Source organism: Mangrovibacterium sp. (assembly GCF_041596335.1).
GTDB lineage: Bacteria > Bacteroidota > Bacteroidia > Bacteroidales > Prolixibacteraceae > Mangrovibacterium.
In genome coordinates this window covers 1-24,793 of record NZ_JBFHIT010000063.1, presented here as the reverse complement: position 1 = coordinate 24,793, position 24,793 = coordinate 1, and the positions used below count along the sequence as shown (strand labels likewise).

The window sequence follows — 24,793 nt, the reverse complement described above, 5'->3', positions numbered from 1 at the left end:
TAAACATATGGTTGACAGCATTACATCCGGCGCCACCAACACCAAGCACCTTGATGATCGATGACTGCGCCCGCTCCAAACCAAAATCAATCATTTCCTCAATCATAAGCGAGGAGTTTTTTAAGTTAAATTACCAATGTGATCCACGTAAAAATCCATTCATTTGTTATGAACCTATTCCAATGCTATTGTTTACAGCCGACAAATCAGCTCGGCCTCTCGTATCCTATTTAATTTCAATTCCTTGTTCGTCGTTAAAAAACATATCCATTTGACGGGCCACTCCTTCTTTCATCGATTTAAAGAAACCGAATGAATTTGACTTTGCTTTGGCTGACTTTCTTTTCACAGGAGCTTTTCGTCCATCAGAGGCCTGATCGCGCAGAGCCATCTGCAACAACCCTAAAACTGTCGCGAACCTCGGATCTTCCAATCCTTTCCACTGTTTCTCTGTTTTTATCCGAGGAACACCAATCCGCACATCCATCCCAGTTTGGTATTTAATTAGCTGATTCAGATTGTGCAACAAGGCAGTTCCTCCGGTTAAAACAATACCGGCGCCAATGCGATCACCGTAGCCCGACTTCTCGATGTGGAAGTTGATACTCTCGATAATTTCTTCCATACGCGCCTGAATGATATACGACAGGTTCTTGAAACTAATTTCCTTTGGTTCCCACCCCGATGGAGAAGGAATTGTTACCACTTTATCTGCCGGAGCAAAATCGCCCATCGCTTCTCCAAACTGTGTTTTTAATGATTCGGCCTGACGCAGAATGATCGAACATCCTTCTTTTATATCGTGAGTCAGTACATTCCCCCCAAAAGGAATTAGCGAAGAATAACGCAATACACCTTCCTGAAAAATGGCTATTTTGGTTGTTCCACCACCAATATCCAATAAAATTACACCGGTTTCCTTTTCCTCCTCAGTAAGTAACACTTCTGACGACGCTAAAGGATCGACAATTGCCTTTTTCACGGCAATTCCGGTACGTTCAAATCCCAGTTGCAGATTGCGTTCGTATGTTTCAGGCGCCACCAACAATTTAAATTCTACCTCCAGATGCTCTGCCTTCATTCCTACCGGATCGGCACACTCGCCTTCCTGATCTACTTTATAAAGCTGTGGTTCTGCATGATATATCTTATAACCTTGAGGCAGCTCTGCCTTTTTTACCTTCTGAATCAGAAATTCGATGTCAGCTTCAGTAACCAAATTTTCGTTGTCGATGTACTTCTCTGCTTTCAGCGAAAAGGTTTTCAATTGCTGACCTACAATATTTACATAAACTTCGTCTATTTCGGTTCCGATCTGCTCTTCGGCCTGCCGCAAAGCAGTATCAATTGCGCGCGAGACTTCTTCGATATTTAGCACAACACCACGTTGCACCCCCGCCGAAGCAGAAGTTCCTATCCCCAGTATTTCAACTCGATCTTCAGCACCTAACTGTCCGGCGACAACTACAACTTTTGTAGTACCGACATCTACTGCTGCAACTGTTTTTTTGCTTTTGGCCATAAGCTTAATTTTTTGTCCCGTCTTTATTTTCGTTTATCAAGTAGCCCACGATCTGCAAAACTATCGTTTGGTACACACCACCTGATCTTTATATTTTAAACTAACCTTCTTGTATTTATCCCAACCAAATTTGTTGAATGCCTGAACGTACAAAGCCTTCAGGTTTCTAAACTTCTCCTGGTATTCGTTTGCATCACCAAATTCGATCAATTGCTCACCAACCAACGGAATCATCGTTAATTCTCCAGAAGAAGCCACCTCGATTTGCTTAATTTGCGCTTTCCACAAATTGTCGTCATTCACGAAGCTCACTAATGGGATGAGCTGCTGACGCACAAAATCCTCATCAACCCTTCCGGTGATCAGCATCACATGAGCCGTAAACTGTGGATTTGCCGGAATTCGAACACCCGACGCGTCCATATAATAATCATCCTGCCCACTCACAACCCGGAGTAAAGGCTCTCGTTGAATAACCTCAACAACCAAGTGTCCTTTGAAATCCATTCGTTCGCCGGAAATATGGCGGAATACCTCCACGTTCTTGATCGCAGGTGTTTTCCGTAGTTTCTGTTCCAGCAAATTGGTATTTACTTTATCCAGCGTATTCTCAAAAAGCGTCGGATCTGCCTTTTTCACCAAACGAATCACTTCATCTTCGTCAATAAAACGCGCAGATTCTTCGGGGATAATAACATTCAACTCGTCACACTTCACCTTAGAGAGTTTCTCCGAAGAAAAAGCCAATGTGAATATCAGGAAGATTATCCCCAGGCTACCAAATCCTATTTTTAGAATCACGTTAATCATGAGCCTCTTGTTTTAAAAACTGAGCGACCGGTTCAATTAACAAATCAATATCACCTGCACCCATCATTAAAATTACACCGGGTTTCAATTGACCAGCATGGGTAAGCAATTCCGTTTTAGGCAACAAATGTTTGTTGTTCAATGCCACCTGGTCAAAAATCAATGCTGAATCGACATTCGGAATTGGCTTTTCGCGAGCCGGGTAGATGTCGAGAAGAAACAACTCATCTAGCTGGCTTAGTTCTGTAGCAAACTCAGTCGCAAAATCTTTTGTTCGGCTATATAAATGCGGTTGAAAAATGCCGGTCACCCAACGGTCGGAAAACATCGCCTTAACTGAACTAATTGTAGCTTTCAGCTCTTCGGGATGATGAGCATAGTCATCGATTAAAATATAATTGTTTGTTCGCAATCGAATATCAAAGCGGCGCTTCACTCCCTGGTAGGTTGCCAATGCCGCTTTCAGTTCATCGTCGGAAACACCAGCCAGCAAAGCCAGAGCCGAAGCCGCCACCGCATTCTCTACATTCAACAATCCGGGATAATTCAGCTGAACATCTTCCACAATACCGTTCGGATGATGCAAATCGAAATGATAAGCTTCGTTTTCCAACCGAATTTTATCGGCATAATAATCAGCCTTTTCAGTACGTGAATAGGTAAAATGATTAATTGCCGGATTTAACTCGCGGCTCACCTTCAATCCCTTTTTCACGACAACTGCACCACCTGTTTTAATTTGCCCGACAAAGGCTCCAAAGGAGTCAATAATGGACTGATGATCACCGTAAATATCCAGATGATCTGCATCCATCGATGTGATAACAGCATAGTCGGGATGCAATTGAAGGAATGAGCGATCGAATTCATCAGCCTCCGCAACCATCCATTCGCTGCTTTCGGAAAGCAACAAATTTGTTTGGTAGTTCTTCGAGATCCCACCAAGGAAAGCGTTGCAATCGACACTTGAGCTTTTCAAAATGTGCGCTGTCATGGTCGACACGGTCGTTTTACCATGCGTTCCGGCAACAGCACAGGTTCGCCCCTGGTCACAAATCATTCCCAATACCTGAGAGCGCTTTTTTATATTGAAGCCATTTCCCTCCAAATAAAGTTTCTCTCCCATATCGGCTGGAACTGCCGGGGTAATCACCACCAGACATTTATTTTTAACTAAGGTTGAAGCAATCATTTCTGGTTCGTCGGAATAATGTACAGCCATTCCTTCATCCACTAACTCCCTGGTCAGCGCAGATTCAGTCCTGTCATATCCTGATACGTCGAATCCGGCATGCTTAAACCAGCGTGCCAACGCGCTCATCCCGATTCCTCCTATGCCCAGGAAATAGACTTGTTCTATGTTGCTAAAACCTTTCATTTCGTTTCTACTTCTTTTAAAATAACGGCAACAATCTCATTTGTTGCGTTGGGTTTGGCCAATCTTTTACTATTCTCGGCAAGCAGGGCCAACTTCTTTTTATCTTTTACCAAGCGGAAAGCTTCGACAAATAATTCTTGAGGCCCATCCTCATCTTTCACCAAAACGGCAGCCTGATTTTCGACTAAAGCCATTGCATTTTTAGTTTGATGATCCTCGGCCACATTGGGAGAAGGCATCAAAACAGAAGGTTTTCCAAGCAAACAAAGCTCTGAAATAGTGCCGGCTCCAGCCCTTGAGATGACTAAATCAGCCGCCTTATAGGCCAGATCCATGTCTGTCAGAAACTCTAGCGCCTGCAAATTCACCGGCTGCTTTCCCTTCAAACGCTCCACCATTTCACGGTAATAAATTTTACCGGTTTGCCAGACTACCTGTACACCGCTGTCGGCAATCCGATCGAGGTTTGCCATTACGCTCTCGTTCAAACTCCGTGCGCCCAAACTTCCGCCAACAATCAGAACCACGGGCTGATTCGCATTAAGATTGAACGCTTTTAACGCCTGCATCCGATCAACCGGGAGCAACAAATTCTGGCGAACCGGATTTCCGGTTACCACAATTTTTTCGGCCGGAAAGTACCGCTGCATATTGGGGTAGGCAACACATATTTTCCGAACTTTTGCCGACAGCAACTTATTGGTTACTCCGGCATATGAATTTTGTTCTTGCAAAATGGTTGGTACACCAGCCCGACCAGCCGCTTTTAAAACCGGGCCACTGGCAAAACCACCGACTCCAATAGCGACATCCGGCTTAAAATCCTTAATTACTTTTCGAGCTTTCAGCATACTTTGAAACAGCATCCACAAAAACTTAAACAACTTGAATGATGCTTTTCGTGGCAAACCCATAACCGGCAGACCAACAATTGGGTAACCTGCAGCGGGAACACGCTCCATCTCCATCTTTCCCAGCGCGCCAACAAACAGAATGTCCACATCAGGAACCGCCTGTTTCAGTCCGTTGGCAATAGAAAGAGCCGGGAAAATATGCCCCCCTGTTCCTCCCCCGCTTATGATTACTTTTAATGCCATGGTTTACCTGTTTCTTATATTTTATTTCTACAATTCTGCGTTACAAATCATTCCTAAAACTCATGATCCTCGTCGGGCACATTGACAACAACCGGTTGCTCGCTCTCCTCTGCTTTCTGATTTTTCTTATTTAAGTAGCTAACCGATAGCACCAATCCAAAACCAGCCGCTGTAAACAACATCGACGTTCCACCCATACTGATCCAGGGCAACGGCTGCCCGGTAACCGGCGCAATACCAGTTGACACCGACATATTAACAAAGGCCTGAATACTGTAAATAAGCACAATGCCCGTTGCCAGAAACGCCGGAAATGTTCGGGTACTCGCCCTTACAATAGACACCCCCCGGAACAGAAAAATGAGATAGAGCAAAACGACAAACACACCTCCTATGACTCCATATTCTTCAACCAAAATGGCGTAGATAAAGTCGTTGTAAGCAGCCTCCATATAATTACTTACATCGCTACTCCCAGGTCCTTTCCCAATTAGTCCGCCTTCGAAAATAGCCAACTTGGCAAAATCGGCCTGTGTAGTTCCTTCCTCAGATTCTTTGTCGCCAAACATGTGATCGTCGATCCGCTGTTTAAAGGTTTGCAGCCGGCCGAACGAATGTGGCATATGAGGCGCTGCAAAATACATTGCCAACGCCAACAACACACCCGACAAAGCAGTTAAACCCAAATATTTAATCGGCACACGACCAACAAACATAAGGCCCATCATCCCCACAAATATCACCGCGGCTGTTGATATGTTTCCAATTGAAATTATTGCGCAAATCACTCCGCTCGCTCCCAGAATCCAAAAGAAAGCTTTCCTCAGTTCCTGTTCCGATTTCTGCCTGCTGGCTAACATTTTAGCTCCAAACATGACCAAGGAAAGTTTGGCGAACTCGGCCGGCTGAAAACTGATAAACTTCAGATCGAGCGACCGAGGTGTGGCTTTTCCGCTAACTTTATATTGAATGAGCGCCAAAACCAACAAACCAACCGTAAGAATTAAGGCAGATGGCGCGATAACCGAATAGAATTTCACCGGAACTACATTGACAAGAAAAAGCATAATTCCGAAGCCCATGAGCATAAAGCTTGCGTGACGAACCAAATAATAGGCGGTTCGCCCTTCCGCTTCGCGATAAGCTAGCCGGCCGGTAGCGCTATACACGATGAGGATGGATGCCAGGGAAAGAAAAAACAGCACCACCCACAAGGTACGATCACCTTTTATCCAGTTTCCGATTGAAAAATTCATACTCCTATTTCTTTTATTTTGATCAAATCAAACAACTACACATTCTCGATCTGAAGATCACAAGTCACGAACAGCCTTTTTAAACTGGCGTCCACGATCTTCGTAGCTTTCAAACAAATCGAAGCTGGCACAGGCTGGCGACAACAAAACAATTTCACCATCTTTAGCCAGGTAGTACGATGCTCTTACAGCATCTTTTATATCCTGAGTTTCCACAATGTCGGGCACAATGTCCTTGAAGTGGTCCACAATCTTCTTATTGTCTACACCGAGGCAGACGATCGCTTTCACTTTTTCGCGAACCAATGCTTCCAGCTCTTTATAATTGTTGCCTTTATCAACACCACCCACAATCCATACAACCGGTCGGTTTATACTTTCCAGCGCATACCAAGTTGAATTAACATTGGTCGCTTTTGAGTCGTTGATAAACTCAATGCCGTGCACCTTCAGGAAACGTTCCAACCGATGCTCAACCCCTCTAAAATCAGACAAACTCTCTCTGATTCTTTCATTTCGAATGTTCAACACCGAACCAGCCAAACCAGCGGCCATGGAATTATAGGTGTTGTGTTTCCCCTGCAACGCGATATCAAATATGGACATATTGAATGTGTTTTTGTTCCAATTTATCGTTAGTGTATTGTCAATCATTCCAGCTCCCGGTTCAGCCGCTTTGGCAAGGCCGAAGGGCAAACAAGTTGCCGGAATGTTTCTTTTTTTCAATTCTTCCTGAATCACCGGATCTTCGGACCAATAAATAAAAAAGTCCTCCTCGGTTTGATTCTGAATGATGCGGAATTTTGAGTCCACATAATTCTGAAATTTGTACTCGTAGCGATCCAGGTGATCGGGCGTAATGTTTAGTAAGATTGCCACATTGGCCCGAAACTCAAACATCCCGTCTAACTGAAAACTGCTAAGTTCGAGCACGTAATAATCGAAATTCTTCTCGGCAACCTGCCAGGCAAAACTTTGCCCCACATTTCCGGCCAGCCCAACATTAAGTCCTGCTTTTTGCAGCAGATGATAAGTCAGCATGGTAGTGGTGGTTTTGCCATTACTACCAGTTATGCAAATGGTCTTCGCATTGCAGTACCGACCGGCAAATTCTATCTCGGAGATAACCGGGACAGCCAGCTCATGAAGCTTCTTCACCAAGGGTGCTTTATCCGGAATTCCCGGGCTCTTGATTACTTCGTCAGCGGATAGAATTTCGTTTTCCGAATGCTTTCCTTCTTCAAACGGAATCGCATAATTTGAAAGAACGTCTTTGTACTTTGGTTTTATAGTTCCGGCATCAGACACCAAAACTTCGAAACCTTTTTTCTTCGCCAGAATTGCTGAACCTACCCCGCTCTCACCTGCTCCCAATATGACAATTCGTCTGGCCATGACTAGCGCATTTTTAAAGTTGCAATAGTGAATACCGCCAACACGATTCCAACGATCCAGAAACGAGTAACAATTTTTGCTTCCGGAATGCCCTTCTTCTGAAAATGGTGATGGATCGGACTCATCAGAAACACACGCTGACCTTCGCCATACTTTTTCCGGGTATATTTAAAGTAACTCACCTGTATGATGACCGAAAGGTTTTCGACCAGAAAAATGCCACATAAAAGCGGGATCAGAATTTCCTTTCGGATAACAATGGCAAACACCGCCAAAATACCTCCGAGCGCGAGGCTACCGGTATCGCCCATAAATACTTGGGCCGGGTATGAATTCCACCACAAAAAGCCAACAGTTGCACCAATAAAGGCAGCGATGAAAACTGTCAACTCCCCGATATTCGGGATATACATGATATTTAGATAATCAGAATAAATAATGTTACCACTCACATAGGCCAAAATCCCCAGAGTCACCGCACTAATGGCCGATGTTCCTGTTGCCAGCCCATCGATTCCGTCAGTAAGATTTGCGGCGTTTGACACCGCAGTTATAATTAGAATAATAGCGAATGCATAAACAAACCACCGAATCCACTCCGATTGTTCGCCTATGAAGTTCACCACCCACTTGTAGTCGAACTCATGATTTTTAAGGAAGGGCAAGGTGGTTTTCGTTGATTTCACCTCTTTGGTCGCGAAATGAACCGATTGCTGACCAGTTTCGTTGTCAACGACAATCTCTTTCACAAAATCGCCTTTCGCATTTTTAACCTTTTCGCGAACCACCACCTCGGGCGACAAGTACAAGGTTGCAGCAACAATGATCCCCAAACTAACCTGCCCAAGAATCTTGAATTTACCGGCCAATCCTTCTTTGTCTTTCAGAAAAACTTTGATATAATCGTCGATAAAGCCGATGATACCCAGCCAAATAGTTGTTACAAGCATGAGAATGATGTAGACATTGTCCAATTGCGCGAACAGCAGCGTTGGGATAATAATAGAAGCCAGAATGATCAGACCACCCATTGTAGGCGTACCTTTTTTTTGCAACTGCCCCTCGAGTCCTAAATCACGAACAACTTCGCCGATTTGCTTACGTTGAAGAAGTCTGATGAGTGATTTCCCAAAACCCATTGTAATAAACGCCGAGGTAATGATGGCAGCCGACGACCTAAAGGAAATATACTGCAACATACCTATCCCGGGGATGTCAAACTCTTTTAACCATTCATACAATAAACTAAACATAGCTCCTTATTTTTTTATTTTCGTGTCCTACCCATTACTGATTGAAAATCTCAGCAATCACTTCTTTATCGTCAAAATGATATTTTACACCATTAATCTCCTGGTAATCTTCATGTCCTTTACCGGCTACCAAAATAATGTCGCCAGGTGCGGCAAGCATACAAGCTGTGCGGATCGCTTCTTTGCGATTAACTATTGACAATACTTTTTTTCGAACCTGCGGTTCAACACCAGCTTCCATGTCGGCAATAATTTGCTCCGGAACCTCCGTTCTAGGGTTGTCTGACGTTAAAATGACCCGATCGCTTTGCAAAACTGCTTCCTTCGCCATCACCGGTCGTTTGGTTTTGTCGCGATCGCCTCCAGCACCTACCACGGTTATCACCTGCTCGTTTCCGGTTCGGATCTCGCTAATTCCATTTAGCACATTTTTCAGGGCATCGGGTGTATGAGCGTAGTCCACAATAGCATACTTGCCATCAGTTGAACGCAAAATCTCAAATCGTCCGGCAACCGGACGTAGCTCGCTGATCAGCGGCAAAACTTTTTCGACATCCTCACCCAGCAAAAGCGCAGAAGCATACACAGCCATCAGGTTGTATGCATTGAACAGACCGGAGAAATGGGTCCAAACTTCCCGCCCATCAATGGCCAGCAACATACCGTCCATGTGTTTCTCCAATACTTTACATTTAAAGTCGGCCAATCCCTTCAACCCATATGATTTCTGAATAGCCTTCGTATTTTGAAGCATCACCCTGCCATTCTTCTCATCAGCATTGGTTAAAGCAAAAGCTTTTGCCGGCAGATGGTCGAAGAATTTCTTTTTGGCTTTCAGGTATTCTGCAAATGTTTTGTGATAGTCAAGATGGTCGTGAGTTAAGTTGGTAAATATTCCCCCCTGGAAATCGATCCCGGCAATCCGATCCTGATCAATGGCATGCGAACTCACTTCCATAAAACAATATTCGCACCCGGCCTCGACCATTTTAGCCATTAGCGATTGAATTTGTAAGGCATCGGGTGTGGTGTGTGTGGCTGGAAACTCCTGCTCACCCACATAATATTTTATCGTAGAAATCAACCCGGCTTGGTAACCCAATTTAGTGAACAGCTTATATAACAGGGTCGCAATGGTCGTTTTCCCGTTCGTTCCGGTTACTCCAACCACCTTCAGGTTTGCCGAAGGATTGTTGTAAAAGTTGGCTGCCAAAACGCCCAGCGCCGCCGCGGTGTTATTCAACTTCACCAATGTAGCATTACCAAGTTCGGCGACACTTCGCTCGGCAATAATAATACTTGCACCATTTGAAATCGCTTTTCCAATGAAATCGTGCCCGTCAACATGGGTACCTGTGGTAGCCACAAAAACATCGCCTGCCTTCACTTTACGCGAATCAAACTGAATCTGGTTAACCGGCGCCTCAAGGCTACCGGCAACCAGTTCATTCTCAATTCCACTCAATACATCCCTTAATGTTTTCATATCAACTCAATTCCAAATAAATGGTTTGACCCTTTTTTATCTTATTCCCTGCATTCAGGGATTGTTTACTTACTTTTCCAAGACCCTTCATTTTCACTTTCAGGCCTGATCTCTCCAACAAATACAAAGCATCACCACCAGTCATTCCGACTACACTGGGAACCAGCCCGTCCCGCAACTCGCTGCTCCGTATTTTAGGTTGATTTTCCAGTACGGCAACTTCGACTAAATCACCCGCTACTTCCTTTTTATTGATTGGCAGTTTCAACTCAGCTGCAGTTTCGATTACATCTTCGCTAAAGCCCTTATCGACCAGCTGTATTTTTTGAGGCTTTTGTGGCTCTTCGGTCTTTTCATCGGCCGCTTTCTCCCGAGGATCGAGAAAAGAAGCGTAGACTTTCGACACAACTTCTTTAAAAACAGGGCCGGCAACAGACCCTCCATAATACAAGCCCTTGGGACCAACTACTGCCACCATGATAGAATATTTTGGGTCGTCGGCCGGGAAATAACCGGCAAACGAAGCCTGGTATTTTTTGCCACCTTTGGTATAGCCCTGATTATCGTAGGCAACCTGTGCTGTTCCGGTTTTCCCGGCAATAGGGAAATATTCATTATTCAGCGACTTTCCGGTTCCCTCAGAACACACTCCCTCGAGCATACTTTTGGCCTTTGCCAAGGTCGATCCTGAACAAATCATTGGATTCAGCACTTCGGGTTCGAACTTGCGCACCAACAAGCCATTCTCACGCACCTCTTTCACGAAACGTGGTTTAACCATCCGTCCGCCATTCGCAATCGCATTGTAAAAAGTAAGCGTTTGAATCGGTGTCAACTTGATTTCGTATCCATAAGAAATCCAAGCCAAAGACGGTCCCCACCAAACATTGTCGCCCGGATATTTAATATAGGGAACTCCTTCTCCGGCAAATCCCAAACCGAGTGGTTTATTCAATCCGAAATTATATACCCGATCGATAAAATCGCGCTCCTTGCCTTCGTAATACTTGGTAATGATTTTTGCGACTCCAACATTGGACGAAAGCTCAAATATTTTCTTCATGCTTATCGCACCATGACCTCCATGCCCGTAGTCGCTGTCGTAGATCGTCTGCCCCTTGTATTCCCAACGGCCGACTCCGGTATCAAACACATCTGTTGTATCTACGTAGCCATCCTCCATGGCAACCATCAATGAAACTAACTTAAAGGTTGAGCCCGGTTCGCTGCAGCCTGCGTGTCCGAGAGCAAAATTATAGGTCTCGGCATAAGCTCCGTCCTTACGACGTCCGAGGTTCGCTATCGCTTTGATATCGCCAGTGGCCACTTCCATTACGATTGCAGTACCCCACTCGGCCTGCGATTTCAACATTTGAGTCATTAAGGCATTTTGAGTAAAATCCTGAAGATTGACGTTGATCGTCGTGATTACATCCTTGCCATCTTCCGGCTCAGACAGCGGGATATCAACCCAGTGACCGGAGTAATTTCGTTTGATAGCCAACCCGTTCACCCCCGCCAAATAGCTTTCCATCACGCCTTCAATACCAGAATAACCAACATTGCCATGAATACCTCCAAAAGCGCCTTTGTTTAATGTCCCAATCGTCCGGCTTGCCATGTCGCCATGCGGCATTACCCGTTCGCTCTCGCCAACAACAATGAGCCCACTGCCGAAATTGGAGCGCTGCAACATGCTCAAACGTTTAAATTTTTGCAGCTGGTTATAATTTATTTTCTCAGGATAAAGCAAGAACCAACGGTTTCCTTTTCGGAAAGACTGTGTTAAACGTTGCTTAAACTGACTTTTTGAAATACCAAAAAACTTGGCGACCTCCTCCGCGAAAGCGTCACTTTTCTCATCGAAATCACGGACAATTCTGGGCGCTTCACAATCGAAACGTAATTCGTAGTATGGAATCGAAGTTGCAAGAATGCTTCCATCGTCGGCACAAACATTTCCTCGCTTAGCTTGAATTTCAGAAGTATTTGTCTTCAGGTTCTTTCCAATCTGCTCCCACCTTTCTGTATCTATATTTTGGATCATAACCAGCTTCACCACAATTGCTGCGGTTAGCGCCAAGGCCAAAAAGTAGATGATTCCAAAGCGAAGAGTTATGTATTTCCTGATCTCCATTTAACTTCCCGTCTAAAAAAATTAATCCATCGTTGTCTAATTCAACTCCCGACAACACCATTCTATATTTATTGATTCAATTTATCAACCTTCAATTTACGGGCTGGCTCTTGCGGTTCTATCAACTCCAGACCACTTTCACGAACCCTGTTAGCAATCTCCGAAGGCCTGTTCATCCGCATCAACTCGGTTTCGAAAGTGACCGATGATGCCCGCAATTCTTTAATCGAATCCTGCACCGCCTCCATCTCTGTTAATGTTTTTTCCGACCAATAACGATTCGCGATAATGAGAATGAACAGAAAAACAACAAACAACACAAAGGGAATCTGACTTAACGCCTTTTCGCTGGCCAGAATGCTTCCACCTAAAAAAGACTTCAGGATCGGCCCTCTGCCTTTTGGTTTTTCTTTATGGCTATTTTCCTCACTCATAACTTCTCTGCAATTCTCAACTTAGCACTTCTGGCCCGGGGATTTCGTTCAATCTCTTCATCCGAGGGAATAATCACTTTCCGATTGATCGCCTCGAGACTCGAACTAACATTGCCGTAAAAATCCTTCTCCTGCTTCCCCTCAAAATTCCCTGCTTTAATAAAGTTTTTCACCAAACGATCTTCCAGCGAATGATAGGTAATCACCACCAACCGACCGCCCGGCTTCAAAAGAGCCACGCTCTGTTCCAAGAAATCCTTTAAAACATCCAACTCACCGTTGGTCTCAATGCGCAATGCCTGAAAAACTTTGGCTAAATATTTTGTTTCTATTTTTTTGGGGACACAAGGGGCAATAGCGGCCTTAAACTGATCAATTGTTTTGATTGGAGACCCTTGGCGAACCGAGATAATTTGCCGCACCAAACGACGCGCATTTTCAACCTCACCAAAATCTCTGAAAATCCGGACCAGACTCTCTTCATCGAGATCATTTACCAAATCGGCAGCAGTTTTAGTTGCATTCCGATTCATCCGCATATCCAAATCACCTTCAAAGCGGAACGAAAAGCCACGTTCGGCCACATCAAAATCATGTGACGAAACGCCCAAATCGGCCAAAATACCGTCAACTTCGCCAACCTCCTTAAAGCGCAAGAAATTACGCATGTATTTAAAATTGTGTCGAATGAAAATGAACCGGGGATCATCGAACGCATTTTCGGCAGCATCCTCATCCTGATCGAAGCCAAACAAACGCCCTTGATCCAGTTTACTCAAGATCACTCGTGAATGACCACCACCACCAAAGGTCACATCAACATAATCGCCATCCTTTCGGATATTCAGCCCCTCGATGCTTTCATTCAACAAAACCGGTATATGATAAACTTGCTCCACTTTTTACTCCTCCACATTACCAAAATGCTTACTAAACAATTCTGCATAATCTTCATCGGTACCAACATAAGCCTCATACTCAGCGGCATCCCAAAGACGAATACGCTCGCCCTGACCAACAAAGACAACATCCTTACGAATGTGTACCTTCTCCAAAAAATTGTTTGGAAAATTCATCCGGCAACTATCCGGAACCTGAATAACTTTAAATCTCCTGTAAATCGCGTCCAACAATCGACTTTGTTCCCGATTGTTACGATTCAATTTACCAGTCAATTCACTCAGATGCTTCTCCCAAGCCTCCATCGGATAGATGTTCAAACACTTCTCATACGGATCCAGCTCGATGGCCATCTGGCCACCGGGAATCCTGCCTCCCATTTCATTTTTATAGTCGGCAGGCAACACCACTCGTCCCTTTTCATCGAACGTTGCGTTTTTTTCTGCTGAGAAGTTCATCTGTTAATTGCCTATTATTCAACTGTAAAATTAGCAAATTCCATTGCAAAAATCCACTTTCAGTCACATTCAGTCACTTTTTTCCACCCTTACTCCACGCAAACACTGTTAATTCATTGTTAATAAGACCTGACATCCGGTTAACAACACCCACCCCCAACACTGATTTACTGCACATTAAACTGTCCGTCAACTTATCAACAAGTGTTAATAACTCACAAAAACACTAAATATTTTTCACTATAAAATTCACAAATATTCCACTTCGGAAATATTTTTCTATTTTCGATTCAAATACACGACACCATGCCTTCAGATCGAAAGAACACACTCAAACCGATAGACGTTAAAGCCCTGTTTGTGGAAAAAAACCCCAAACTAGCCCGTCTTTTACCTGGCTTCGTTTACCGGTACATCAATAAAATAGGGCACATTGACGAGTGCAACGAGATCATTTCGAAATACGGACATTTAAGAGGCGTGGAGTTCGCCCAAAGCCTCGTGAACCATTTCGAGATCAGCGAAAAGGTTGTTGGGTTGGAAAATGTCCCAACGTCGGGTCGATATATTTTTGTTGCCAACCACCCGCTTGGAGGGTTTGATGCACTTCTACTCATTAGTAACGTGTACAAACGCGCAGGCGAACTACGTTTTCTCGTAAACGATTTACTTCTAAAGATTAGCCCGCTGGCCAACATCTTCGTGCCAATCAATAAACATGGCGGACATAGTCGTCAGGCGGTAAAAGCCATTGAAGAAACTTACCGATCAGACTTACAGATTTTGATCTTCCCGTCGGGATTAGCCAGCCGAAAAATTAACAAGAAAATTGAAGATACAGACTGGAAAAAACATTTCATCCAAAAAGCGATTGAACACAAGCGAGATGTTATTCCCGTCCACATTAGCGGTCATAATTCAAACTTCTTCTACAGACTCTCGAATCTTCGGAAAAAAATTGGGCTAAAATGGAATTTGGAAATGCTGTATTTAGCTGATGAAACCTTTGGCCACAAAGGACAAAAATTCACATTAACGTTTGGAAAACCCATCCCACACCAAACCTTCGACAATAGCAAAACCCAAAAAGAATGGGCCGACGAAATTCGCCGAATATTGTATGAACTACCAACCAATCCGGACGTTTAAATTGGAATGGGATCAAAACCATTTCTAAATAATTTTTTTAGCTTTGTAACTCATTAAAATTTAGCAGAACAAGTATGAAGGATATTGCCGCACCGGTCGCAAAAGAGGCGATTCTGGCTGAACTAACAGAAGAAAAGCTATTAAGAAAGACGAACAAGGGTGCCAATGAGATCTACGTGATTACGTATCACGACTCCCCAAACATTATGCATGAAATCGGAAGACTGCGCGAGATAACCTTCAGGGAAGCTGGTGGCGGAACGGGCAAAGATCTGGACATTGACCAATATGATACGCAAGAAAATCCCTACAAACAATTAATTGTATGGGATCCTGACGCACAGGAAATTTTAGGCGGATACCGCTACATTTTGTGCGATGGCCTTCCGACTGATGAAAATGGCGAGGTGAAACTAGCTACAGCCCGTCTTTTCCACTTCTCCGAAAAATTCCTGTCAGAATTCATGCCCCATACGCTTGAACTGGGACGATCGTTTGTACAACCGGCCTACCAGTCGAGCAAAGCAGGTGCAAAAGCACTATTCGCGCTTGACAACCTATGGGACGGACTAGGCGCGCTAATTGTTGACCACCCGGAAATAAAGTACTTCTTTGGTAAGGTGACCATGTATACTCACTTCAATGTGAAAGCCAGAAACCTGATCCTGTACTTCTTTGATAAATACTTTAAGGATCATGACTACTTGGTTTACCCAAAAAAACCTATGGAAGTGGACATGGACCGAAATGAAATGGCTCAGATATTTAACGGGAAAACCTACAATGAGGACTATCGGATACTAACACAGAAAGTTCGCGAACTTGGTGAAAACATTCCACCCCTCATCAATGCCTACATGAACCTCAGCCCTTCAATGAAAACCTTTGGAACGATCCTCAATGATCGCTTTGGTGATGTGGAGGAAACCGGCATCATCGTGACCATAAAAGACATTTATGACGCCAAGCGCGATCGTCACATCGAAACCTACATTAAGGACAAAGGCGACAGTTTCCCGGAAATTAAATAAGAGAACATACACCACATAAAAAAAGCAGGCTTGTAGCCTGCTTTTTTCGTTTCGTATGATCGTGTTTAGTATGCTCTTCCTTCAAAACCTTCAACATAATTGATGAATGAGGTATTGACCACCTTGTTTCCTCCCGGGGTTGGATAGTCGCCTGTAAAATACCAGTCGCCCGTATCGTTCGGGCAAGCTTTGTGAAGATTTTCAATGCTTTGATATACAATATCAACCTGCGCATTGCACCCCTCCGGCCTCAACAATTCGGCAATCTTTGCTGAAATTTGCTCCGGTGTAAACTGACGATAGATTTCTTTAACGTAGTTTACGATTTCTTCTTTGGGTAAATTTTGTTGCGCCTTACATTTATTATATACCTCGTCAATCACATGCTCTTTGTCATGGTCTTTCAACAACTCAATTGCCGCGTTGAATGCGATAAACTTACCCAACACCGCCATATCGATTCCATAGCAATCGGGGTACCGAATTTGAGGAGCCGATGAAATTACAATAATGCGTTTCGGATTCAAACGATCAAGAATTTTCAGAATACTTTTCTTAAGTGTCGTTCCGCGCACAATTGAATCATCGATAATGACCAAAGTATCGGTATTTTCTTTTACAACCCCGTAGGTCACATCGTAAACGTGAGCGACCAGATCGTCACGACTGGCGTCGTCGGCAATAAAGGTGCGAAGTTTCACATCCTTAATCGCTATTTTCTCAACACGAGGCTCAAGCGAAATAATGTTCTCGAGATCCTCTTCTGAAATATTTCCGTTTTTTGCCCGGATTTGCTCTTTCTTCCAAACCATTAAATGATCGCGAACACCCTGCATCATGCCATAAAAGGCGGTTTCCGATGTATTCGGAATATAAGAAAATACAGTATTTCGAATATCAAAATCAATCGCTTTCAGAATGGTTGGAGCCAGCAAATGCCCTAACGCCTTGCGTTCCTGATAAATATCTTTGTCGCTTCCGCGAGAAAAATAGATCCGCTCAAACGAACAGGATTTACGCTTATGTGGCACACGAACAATCTGCGACGACACTGTTCCATCCTTTTTAATGATCAGTGCTTCACCCGGCTTAACCTGATGCACATCAGTGTCTTTCACATTCATTACCGTTTGAATAACCGGACGCTCCGAAGCAACTACGACAATCTCGTCGTCGATGTAGTAGTGAGCTGGCCGAATCCCCCAGGGGTCGCGGGCAACAAAAGCATCGCCATGACCAATTAGGCCGGCCATCGCATATCCACCATCCCAATCCTTACTTGCATTCTCTACAATACTCTGCACATCCAGATTTTTCTCTATCAAAGGTGATATTTCCCGATTCGAATAGCCTTCATTTTTATACTGACGGAAACGGAACTGGTTCTCTTCATCCAGGAAGTGCCCCACTTTCTCCAACGCGGTAACGGTGTCCGTATAGTTTTTCGGATGTTGTCCTAAATCAATCAACCGTTGAAAAAGTTCATCGGTGTTGGTTAAGTTAAAGTTTCCGGCTAATACCAGCGTACGCGACTTCCAATTATTTTGACGCATTACAGGATGTACAAAATCGATACTGTTGTTTCCAAATGTTCCATAACGCAAATGCCCCAAATACAACTCACCGGCATAAGGAAGATTCTGATAAACCCATTTCAAATCATTAATATCTTTCCCTTGCTTCACCGCTTTTTTCACCGATTTTCCGACTTTATCAAAGACATCTTTAATCGGATTTTGCTCAATTGAACGATAGCGATGAATATACTCCTGCCCCGGTTTAAGGTCCAACTTCACGCTTACAACCCCGGCACCATCTTGCCCGCGGTTGTGCTGCTTTTCCATTAATAGATATAGCTTATTCAGGCCGTATTGCCATGTTCCGTACTTCTCCTGGTAGTAACTCAACGGCTTTCTTAACCGGATCAGGGCAATACCACATTCGTGTTTAATCAATTCGCTCATTGCTTATTTGAATCTGTATATAATTTTGGAAACTGAATCAAATCCGACACAATAAAGGCATTCGGATAATTCTTTATAATTCTCTCTTTCACGATCAAAGCGTCACTTTTGGTGCGGCAGTCGCCTACACGAATTTTAAAATTTGGACTTTGAAACGTCATATAAGCGGGGATATCGGGGTAAACCCGAAGGAATTCCGTACGCACTTTCATTGCACTCTCACGTGCAACAACACCCGATTTAAAAAAGATTTCCACCCGGTAGCCATCGACACCTTGACTCCGTTTATTCATTTCAACATGAATTTTCAGCAAACTGTCAACGCGAGCATCCTGCTGCACATTAATACGGTTAAGGATATTCTCGCCAGCTGAAGTTCCGGCAGGATTGTAGGGCATCTCTTGGGCAAAAACGCTCAACTGAATTAAAACAAAGATGATCCCAACAATTGGTAACTTCATAGAGGCGACTTTTAGAGAGGCAAATATAATGCGAATAGATTTAATACAAGAATCCAATGTTTTTATTGAGAAAGAAAAAGAGAAAATTTTACAATTATTTTCAGCCTTTAAATTTATCGGCGGACTTACTTGCGAAGTCAAAAACAGATTGAGAGATCTTTATCAGGTTCGAATTAGATTCACAAATTCATCGATCTAATCGTCTGAATTTCCCGAAATATGCGGAAAATGAATATTTTTGACCGAAATTCGCAGAACATCTTTAAACGACCAGGAAAACATCAGCATGGTCAACTACGCTTGATTACGAAAGTAGTATCGAAAAAAAACAATTGAACTGAATACCTGTTATGAGTGATTTAATAAATGAATTTAGGGAGTACCGGGAAAAAATGAACGACAAAATACTTGAATCCGGGAACAAAGTCATGAAACGGATTTACAGTGTTGACACCCTGGCCTACCAGGATGGTGCCCTCCCGGTTAAAACGAAGGAGATGCTTGGGTTGGTATCATCGATGGTTTTGCGCTGCGATGACTGTATTAAATATCATTTGGAAAAGTGTCACGAACAAGGAATGACTGACGATGAAGTATTTGAAGTGTTCTCAATTGCAAACCTTGTTGGCGGAACAATTGTTATTCCTCATACACGACGAGCAGTAGAATACTGGGAAGCCTTAAATACCAAGGCCGGAATCAATACAAAATCTTAATACAAAATCTATGATAGCCATTAGTGCAACCGATAAAAAACTCACCGCCAGCATGGACATACGATTTGGCCGCTGTCCGTATTTCTTATTATCCGACGGCAACACCACTCGCTTTATCGCTAACCCATACTATGAAGAAGAGGAAAACGTAGCTCCCCGCGTGGTTGATTTATTGAAAAAAGAAAATGTTTCGAAAATTATAACCGGAGAGATTGGCCCCAAAGCCAAAGCCAGATTGGATGAAAAGCAGATCCAGATCATCATGCTTTCTGAAGACAAGGTTAGTCTTCAGTACATTCTGAAAAAAATCCAATTTGCCCAATAACACGGCTTATTCTAACTCTTTATTGAGATACAGCTGCCGGTTAATAAAAGGTATTAAAGCCAGTAATACGGCTTGCTGGTACAACGTCTCTCGTGTTACCCGATCGCTGGTCAGTAAGCCAACTGCTCCGTTTTGCTGTTTCGAATTCTGCTTTTTAAACACCTGATCATCGGCATCACCAAGTTCCATCCCGCTAAAGATCAATGTTCTAATTTCGGGTGGAAGTTCGAACGTAGCAGTTCGGGCATGCGACTCAAAATCGCTATTAACGACCACAATCCATGCGAAAGCAAACAAACGATCGTGATGCAGCGACACGCCACCTTCAATTCCGACATAAAAATCAGCGCCCGGCTGTTTCATCCGCGCCTGCAGCACGCGGTTTATTGCCCCCTGCAAGGTTTCGTCTTCATCCATTGGTTGATCCGACACGCCTGACGGTACACTAACCGGTACGGAAATCAGCCGCTCCGTGAAGCACGCTTGAAAGGACTTTAAAACTGCATTAATTTTTACTGGATTTTTGGAGGCAATTACAATTTTCATCGGAAAAACAATCACGTTAAGGGCAATAAAACTACTTTTACTTTTCGAATGTTCAAACTAAAAATTCAACCCATGCTCATCCGTGAGGCCAAAATCGAAGATGCGCCCGCTATCGCGGGGTTTCAACTTGCGATGGCTCTTGAAACAGAAGATTTGAAATTGGACGAAACAGTTCTTTCAGCTGGTGTTCGAGCCGTATTCGACGATCCGGGAAAAGGAAGCTACTATGTTTGTGAGATCGACGGCCAGCTCGTCGCTTCGTTGCTAACGACATTTGAATGGAGCGATTGGAGAAACGGAACGGTATTGTGGATTCAATCAGTCTACGTAAAGCCCGAATTCCGAAAAAAAGGGATCTATTCCTCTATGTACCAACACATCCAAAAGCTGGTTGCACACGACGAAAACCTCAAAGGAATCCGTCTTTACGCCGAAAAAAGCAACCATCGGGCCCATCGGGTTTACGAGAAATCGGGAATGAGCGCTGATCATTATCAACTTTACGAATGGCTTAAATAAGAATGCAATGGAACGAAAACCACTATCTCCTAAAACACGCCAACAACTGATTATCGCCCAACGATCTGAAATCACAGAACATCACATATACAGTCGCTTAGCAAACAGAATCAAAGAAAAGGGGAATGCCGAGATCCTTCAAAGCATAGCCGATGACGAGTTAAGGCACTACAATATATGGATGAAATATACCGGTCGCGAGGTTGCTCCCAGTCAATGGGAAATCCGAAAATTCTATTGGATCGCCCGGATTTTCGGGATCACCTTTGGAATAAAGCTGCTCGAAAAATCGGAAGAAAACGCCCAGATCAACTACCAGGAGATTGGACAAGAAGTTCCCGAAGCCATTCAAATTGGCAAAGAAGAAAACGAGCACGAAAACCAACTAATTGGGATGCTGCACGAGGAAAAACTGGAATACATTGGCTCCATTGTTCTGGGATTGAATGATGCACTGGTTGAAATACTGGGAACATTGGCCGGCTTGACTTTTGCTCTTCAAAATACAAAACTGGTGGCTTTGGCCGGAATCATCGCCGGAATTGCCGGAGCATTATCGATGTCATCCTCCGAATATCTTTCCAACAAATCGGAAGGGAATGCTGAAGGAGCTATCAAGTCCGCTTTTTTCACCGGAATAGCCTATCTGGTGGCCGTCGTTTTTCTGGTTGCCCCTTTCCTCATTTTCGAATCTCCCTTTACCGCATTGGCTGTGGCCGTTTTCGATTCCATCATGGTGGTGTTCTTCTACAGCTACTATATTTCGGTGGCGAATGACCAGCCCTTCCGCAAACGTTTTACAGAAATGGTTGTTTTAAGTACGGTAGTTGGTTTAATTTCGTTCGGACTCGGATATCTGGTTCGGATAATGTTTGGAATTGAAGTTTAATTGCGTGAAAATAAGCAATAAGAGGACAGGATGTGAATACCGAATTAAAGAAAATGATCCTGGAAGGAGAACACCTCAATCAGGATTTTAAACATTGTATCTCCGATTCGCGAAAAATTGCACGCTCGCTGGTTGCCTTTGCCAATACCGACGGCGGACGCCTGTTGGTTGGAGTGAAAGACAATGGCAATATTGCCGGAGTGCGTACCGACGAAGAATACTACATGGTAGAATCGGCCGCGAAAATCTACAGCAATCCCCCGATTGCGTTTAACACCCGGCAGCATATTGTCGACCAAAAAACGGTGCTCGAAGTAATCGTTGAAAACAGCCCCAACAAACCACACTTTGCGCAGGACACAGAGAATAAATGGTGGGCATATTACCGCTTGCACGATGAAAACAAATTGGCAAACAAGGTAATGATTGAGGTGTGGCGAAAACAACAAAGCAAAACCGGGATTTTTATCCGCTACTCGAACGACGAGAAATTTCTGCTCGATTATTTAGCCGAAACAGAAAGTATCAGCCAATCAGCTTTCTCTCGAAAAGCCCAAATAACCTACAAGAAAGCAGCAACTATTTTATCCGATTTTATTGTCCTTGGAATCCTTCGGCCAGTTTTTGGCGGACAACAAATACGCTATGCCTTAGCTGACAGTTTTGATCGCTCAGATTATGACAGATCTGAAACGGCCCGATAAAAATTTCATAGTATTGTAATTTTTCCGACACATTCATACCAATAAATCCAACTAGTTTTGAAAAGCACTAAATCGATTATAATGAAAAAATATTTCATACTCGTAGTTTCGGTTTTAATCCTAAGCCAGTCCTACGCTCAGGAAAACTACAAAACAATAAGCAAGGAAGATTCGCTTAAAATCTACCAAGGCACAATCGGTTATCCGGTAAAAACATATGTTGACGCGCCTAAATCAAAGAAACCGAAAAACATCATTTTCATGATTGGTGACGGAATGGGTGTAGCACAGGTTTATGCCGGTTTAACAGCCAATCACGGGAATCTTTTTCTGAACAACTTCCAACACGTTGGATTCTCTGACACCCAATCCTCAGATAACTACATCACTGATTCGGCGGCTGGAGGAACCGCGCTATCCAGCGGTTACCGGACATACAATGGCGCTATTGGAGTGGACACCGACACCATTGCCCGGCCAACAATGCTGGAGATTGCCGAAGAAAAAGGGAAATCAACAGGTCTGGTCTCAACTTCAGCAATAACCCATGCCACTCCGGCCTCATTCATCGCCCACCAACCTTCGCGCAGCATGTACGAAGAAATTGCCGGTGATTTTATGAACACCGATATTGATGTATTCATTGGCGGTGGTTACAAACACTTTGCCGAGCGGGAAGACGGACGTGACCTGACCCAGGAACTGAAAAAAAATGGCTATGCAGTTTTACAGGACATGAATGAAATTGAAAGGGTAAATTCAGGCAAATTGGCCGGACTGACAGCGAGTGAACACAATGCGGTTGCCAGCGAGCGGAATAACATGTTGCCCCGTGCAACCGAAACTGCGTTAACTATTTTGAGTAAAAACAAAAAAGGATTTTTCGTCATGATTGAAGGTTCGCAAATTGACTGGGGCGGACACCAAAACAACACCAATTATGTCGTTGAAGAAATGTTGGACTTTGACAAGGCAGTTGGAAAAGCACTTGAATTTGCAGCCAAGGATCGACAAACGTTGATCGTCATCACAGCTGATCACGAGACCGGAGGGATGGGACTTGTCGGAGGAGACATGGAAACCGGAATGGTAGAAGGAGCATTCATTAGTGGTCACCACACCAGCATTATGGTGCCCGTATTTGCCTACGGCCCGGGCGCCGAGCAATTTACAGGAATTATGAAAAACGAAGACATCGGCAAAAAACTAATCTCATTCATTCACGGTAAAGACGAAAAAAAGAATCAGGTAAGAAAGTAATTCGAACTAAGCTTTTTGTCACGAACATATAACGACAATTATCCGCTTTCTCATTTTATCAGAAATTGAATAGCATAATCCTGGGATCAAGCACTTTAACTGCAGAAGAGCTAGGATAATGTTTTCTATTTTTTCACACGTTTAAAATTTTCAAGTTTTTAAAAACTTACTTTAAAATTTGAGAACGGATGGAACCGCTCCGCTCTCACATAAACTTTTTTAATCATCCTTGTTTGTGAATTTTTGATTAAAAAAGTTCATGTTCGTTTCATACAATGGAAAACGAATATCAATAAAAAAGGTACGACTGTGCTCATTTGTAACAAATGTTGCGTCACCAAGATGGTCGACACGATCAACTCGGCCAGCGACATCTCTTAGCTGTGAATATGAATAGCCAAGTATTATTTGCCAGGGATTTCCCTTAAAAAGTCCGTCCGTAATTTTAAAGGCATTATTGGATATCCTTCCTGATTTTAACGGATCAAGTCTAGACCAATCGCCGTTGCTGATAGCATTTATTGTAAAGAAAGGTAGAGTCGCCACCCATGCGACAGTCTTCCCAACTGTTAGAACTACGTAGTTGTTATCGCATTGCTAATAAAAAGGTAGAGTTAAACCCTACCTTTTTATTGATCAGAAGATTACTGAAATCCCTATGCTTGAGCTGAATCCGTTCATCGTGTTTTTCCATTCGACGTTGGAGAGATCTTTCCATTTCGAAGTTGCCGATGCATAACCAAGGCCGAAGTCCAATGCGATGTTATCGTATAGAAATATGGCCAATCCTCCACCAAAAGCATAAGAAAACAAATTTGTTTTTATTGTTACTGAAGGGTCTCCACTTGGATGGGATTTCTCCTTTCCCCATCCTGGCCCCAAACCGCCCTGAACGTATGGTTTGACATTACTTTTACCAAAGTAGTAGACCGCAAATGGCATGACTATGGAACTAGATGTGGTATATTTGTCGTAGTCATCCTTTTCGGTTGTTGTGCTAAGCTCCAACATTATTCCAAAAGCGAGGTTGTTCGCGACAAAGTATCCAACTGCGGGCGAAAAATCAAAACTGCTTGTTTTGCCTCCGTCACCACTGTTATAGT

General features: G+C 43.6%; 24 protein-coding genes. 8 read left to right on the top strand and 16 right to left on the bottom strand.

Annotation, left to right across the window (positions count from 1 at the left end; all coding sequences use genetic code 11):
* Positions 1-226: 226 nt before the first annotated feature.
* The 12 genes from ftsA to ABZD21_RS16915 form a co-directional block, all read right to left on the bottom strand.
* Positions 227-1,522 carry a cell division protein FtsA gene (gene ftsA / locus ABZD21_RS16970; protein ID WP_372776306.1) on the bottom strand — a complete coding sequence of 432 codons (1,296 nt, stop codon included), beginning with the start codon at positions 1,520-1,522 and terminating at the stop codon, positions 227-229.
* Between the two features lie 60 nt (positions 1,523-1,582).
* The gene (locus ABZD21_RS16965; protein ID WP_372776304.1) at positions 1,583-2,332 is read right to left on the bottom strand and encodes a cell division protein FtsQ/DivIB; all 750 of its coding nucleotides are present in this window, start codon (positions 2,330-2,332) and stop codon (positions 1,583-1,585) included.
* Positions 2,325-3,710 carry a UDP-N-acetylmuramate--L-alanine ligase gene (gene murC, locus ABZD21_RS16960; protein WP_372776303.1) on the bottom strand — a complete coding sequence of 462 codons (1,386 nt, stop codon included), beginning with the start codon at positions 3,708-3,710 and terminating at the stop codon, positions 2,325-2,327. The genes ABZD21_RS16965 and murC overlap by 8 nt, the downstream gene beginning before the upstream one ends.
* Positions 3,707-4,807, bottom strand: a complete 1,101-nt coding sequence (gene murG / locus ABZD21_RS16955) for an undecaprenyldiphospho-muramoylpentapeptide beta-N-acetylglucosaminyltransferase (protein WP_372776301.1) — start codon at positions 4,805-4,807, stop codon at positions 3,707-3,709. The genes murC and murG overlap by 4 nt, the downstream gene beginning before the upstream one ends.
* A 53-nt stretch (positions 4,808-4,860) precedes the next feature.
* On the bottom strand, positions 4,861-6,063 hold the full coding sequence (locus ABZD21_RS16950; protein WP_372776300.1) for an FtsW/RodA/SpoVE family cell cycle protein: 1,203 nt from the start codon (positions 6,061-6,063) through the stop codon (positions 4,861-4,863).
* A 57-nt stretch (positions 6,064-6,120) separates the two neighbouring features.
* Positions 6,121-7,458, bottom strand: coding sequence for a UDP-N-acetylmuramoyl-L-alanine--D-glutamate ligase (gene murD, locus ABZD21_RS16945; RefSeq protein ID WP_372776299.1), 1,338 nt, complete (start codon positions 7,456-7,458; stop codon positions 6,121-6,123).
* Between the two features lie 2 nt (positions 7,459-7,460).
* On the bottom strand, positions 7,461-8,711 hold the full coding sequence (gene mraY / locus ABZD21_RS16940) for a phospho-N-acetylmuramoyl-pentapeptide-transferase (protein WP_372776298.1): 1,251 nt from the start codon (positions 8,709-8,711) through the stop codon (positions 7,461-7,463).
* 34 nt (positions 8,712-8,745) lie between these two features.
* Positions 8,746-10,197 (bottom strand): UDP-N-acetylmuramoyl-L-alanyl-D-glutamate--2,6-diaminopimelate ligase, encoded by a 1,452-nt coding sequence (locus tag ABZD21_RS16935; protein WP_372776297.1) that lies wholly within the window; start codon positions 10,195-10,197, stop codon positions 8,746-8,748.
* A gap of 1 nt (position 10,198) precedes the next feature.
* The gene (locus ABZD21_RS16930) at positions 10,199-12,334 is read right to left on the bottom strand and encodes a penicillin-binding transpeptidase domain-containing protein (RefSeq protein WP_372776296.1); all 2,136 of its coding nucleotides are present in this window, start codon (positions 12,332-12,334) and stop codon (positions 10,199-10,201) included.
* Between the two features lie 68 nt (positions 12,335-12,402).
* Positions 12,403-12,768, bottom strand: coding sequence for an FtsL-like putative cell division protein (locus tag ABZD21_RS16925; protein ID WP_372776295.1), 366 nt, complete (start codon positions 12,766-12,768; stop codon positions 12,403-12,405).
* Positions 12,765-13,667, bottom strand: coding sequence for a 16S rRNA (cytosine(1402)-N(4))-methyltransferase RsmH (rsmH, locus tag ABZD21_RS16920; protein WP_372776294.1), 903 nt, complete (start codon positions 13,665-13,667; stop codon positions 12,765-12,767). Before rsmH ends, ABZD21_RS16925 begins: the two co-directional genes overlap by 4 nt.
* A gap of 3 nt (positions 13,668-13,670) precedes the next feature.
* A complete protein-coding gene (locus ABZD21_RS16915) occupies positions 13,671-14,126 on the bottom strand; it encodes a division/cell wall cluster transcriptional repressor MraZ (protein WP_372776293.1) in 456 nt (151 codons plus the stop codon).
* Positions 14,127-14,432: 306 nt separating this feature from the next.
* On the opposite strand from ABZD21_RS16915, the gene ABZD21_RS16910 reads away from it, so the two are divergent.
* Positions 14,433-15,275: a 1-acyl-sn-glycerol-3-phosphate acyltransferase gene (locus ABZD21_RS16910; RefSeq protein WP_372776292.1), complete on the top strand. Its 843-nt coding sequence runs from the start codon at positions 14,433-14,435 to the stop codon at positions 15,273-15,275.
* Between the two features lie 74 nt (positions 15,276-15,349).
* Entirely contained in the window at positions 15,350-16,306 is a 957-nt protein-coding gene (locus ABZD21_RS16905; RefSeq protein WP_372776291.1) for a GNAT family N-acetyltransferase, read from the top strand.
* 65 nt (positions 16,307-16,371) lie between these two features.
* Here ABZD21_RS16905 and ABZD21_RS16900 read toward each other — a convergent pair whose 3' ends face one another.
* Positions 16,372-18,270: an amidophosphoribosyltransferase gene (locus ABZD21_RS16900; RefSeq protein WP_372776290.1), complete on the bottom strand. Its 1,899-nt coding sequence runs from the start codon at positions 18,268-18,270 to the stop codon at positions 16,372-16,374.
* Positions 18,267-18,731 (bottom strand): hypothetical protein, encoded by a 465-nt coding sequence (locus ABZD21_RS16895; protein WP_372776289.1) that lies wholly within the window; start codon positions 18,729-18,731, stop codon positions 18,267-18,269. The genes ABZD21_RS16900 and ABZD21_RS16895 overlap by 4 nt, the downstream gene beginning before the upstream one ends.
* Positions 18,732-19,081: 350 nt before the next feature.
* Between ABZD21_RS16895 and ABZD21_RS16890 the strand changes: the two genes are divergently transcribed.
* Positions 19,082-19,447 (top strand): carboxymuconolactone decarboxylase family protein, encoded by a 366-nt coding sequence (locus tag ABZD21_RS16890; RefSeq protein ID WP_372776288.1) that lies wholly within the window; start codon positions 19,082-19,084, stop codon positions 19,445-19,447.
* A 10-nt stretch (positions 19,448-19,457) separates the two neighbouring features.
* The gene (locus tag ABZD21_RS16885) at positions 19,458-19,772 is read left to right on the top strand and encodes a NifB/NifX family molybdenum-iron cluster-binding protein (RefSeq protein WP_372776287.1); all 315 of its coding nucleotides are present in this window, start codon (positions 19,458-19,460) and stop codon (positions 19,770-19,772) included.
* A 6-nt stretch (positions 19,773-19,778) separates the two neighbouring features.
* Here the strand turns inward: ABZD21_RS16885 and yjjX are convergent, their stop codons facing one another.
* On the bottom strand, positions 19,779-20,318 hold the full coding sequence (yjjX, locus tag ABZD21_RS16880; protein ID WP_372776286.1) for an inosine/xanthosine triphosphatase: 540 nt from the start codon (positions 20,316-20,318) through the stop codon (positions 19,779-19,781).
* 72 nt (positions 20,319-20,390) lie between these two features.
* Between yjjX and ABZD21_RS16875 the strand changes: the two genes are divergently transcribed.
* From ABZD21_RS16875 to ABZD21_RS16860, 4 genes are all read left to right on the top strand, one after another.
* On the top strand, positions 20,391-20,837 hold the full coding sequence (locus tag ABZD21_RS16875; RefSeq protein ID WP_372776285.1) for an N-acetyltransferase family protein: 447 nt from the start codon (positions 20,391-20,393) through the stop codon (positions 20,835-20,837).
* A gap of 7 nt (positions 20,838-20,844) precedes the next feature.
* On the top strand, positions 20,845-21,726 hold the full coding sequence (locus ABZD21_RS16870; protein ID WP_372776284.1) for a VIT1/CCC1 family protein: 882 nt from the start codon (positions 20,845-20,847) through the stop codon (positions 21,724-21,726).
* A gap of 32 nt (positions 21,727-21,758) precedes the next feature.
* Positions 21,759-22,430: a helix-turn-helix domain-containing protein gene (locus ABZD21_RS16865; protein WP_372776283.1), complete on the top strand. Its 672-nt coding sequence runs from the start codon at positions 21,759-21,761 to the stop codon at positions 22,428-22,430.
* An 81-nt stretch (positions 22,431-22,511) separates the two neighbouring features.
* On the top strand, positions 22,512-23,690 hold the full coding sequence (locus ABZD21_RS16860; protein WP_372776281.1) for an alkaline phosphatase: 1,179 nt from the start codon (positions 22,512-22,514) through the stop codon (positions 23,688-23,690).
* A 636-nt stretch (positions 23,691-24,326) separates the two neighbouring features.
* On the opposite strand, the gene ABZD21_RS16855 is transcribed toward ABZD21_RS16860, so the two are convergent.
* Positions 24,327-24,793: outer membrane protein (locus ABZD21_RS16855; RefSeq protein ID WP_372776280.1), on the bottom strand; the 467-nt coding region annotated here is incomplete at its 5' end.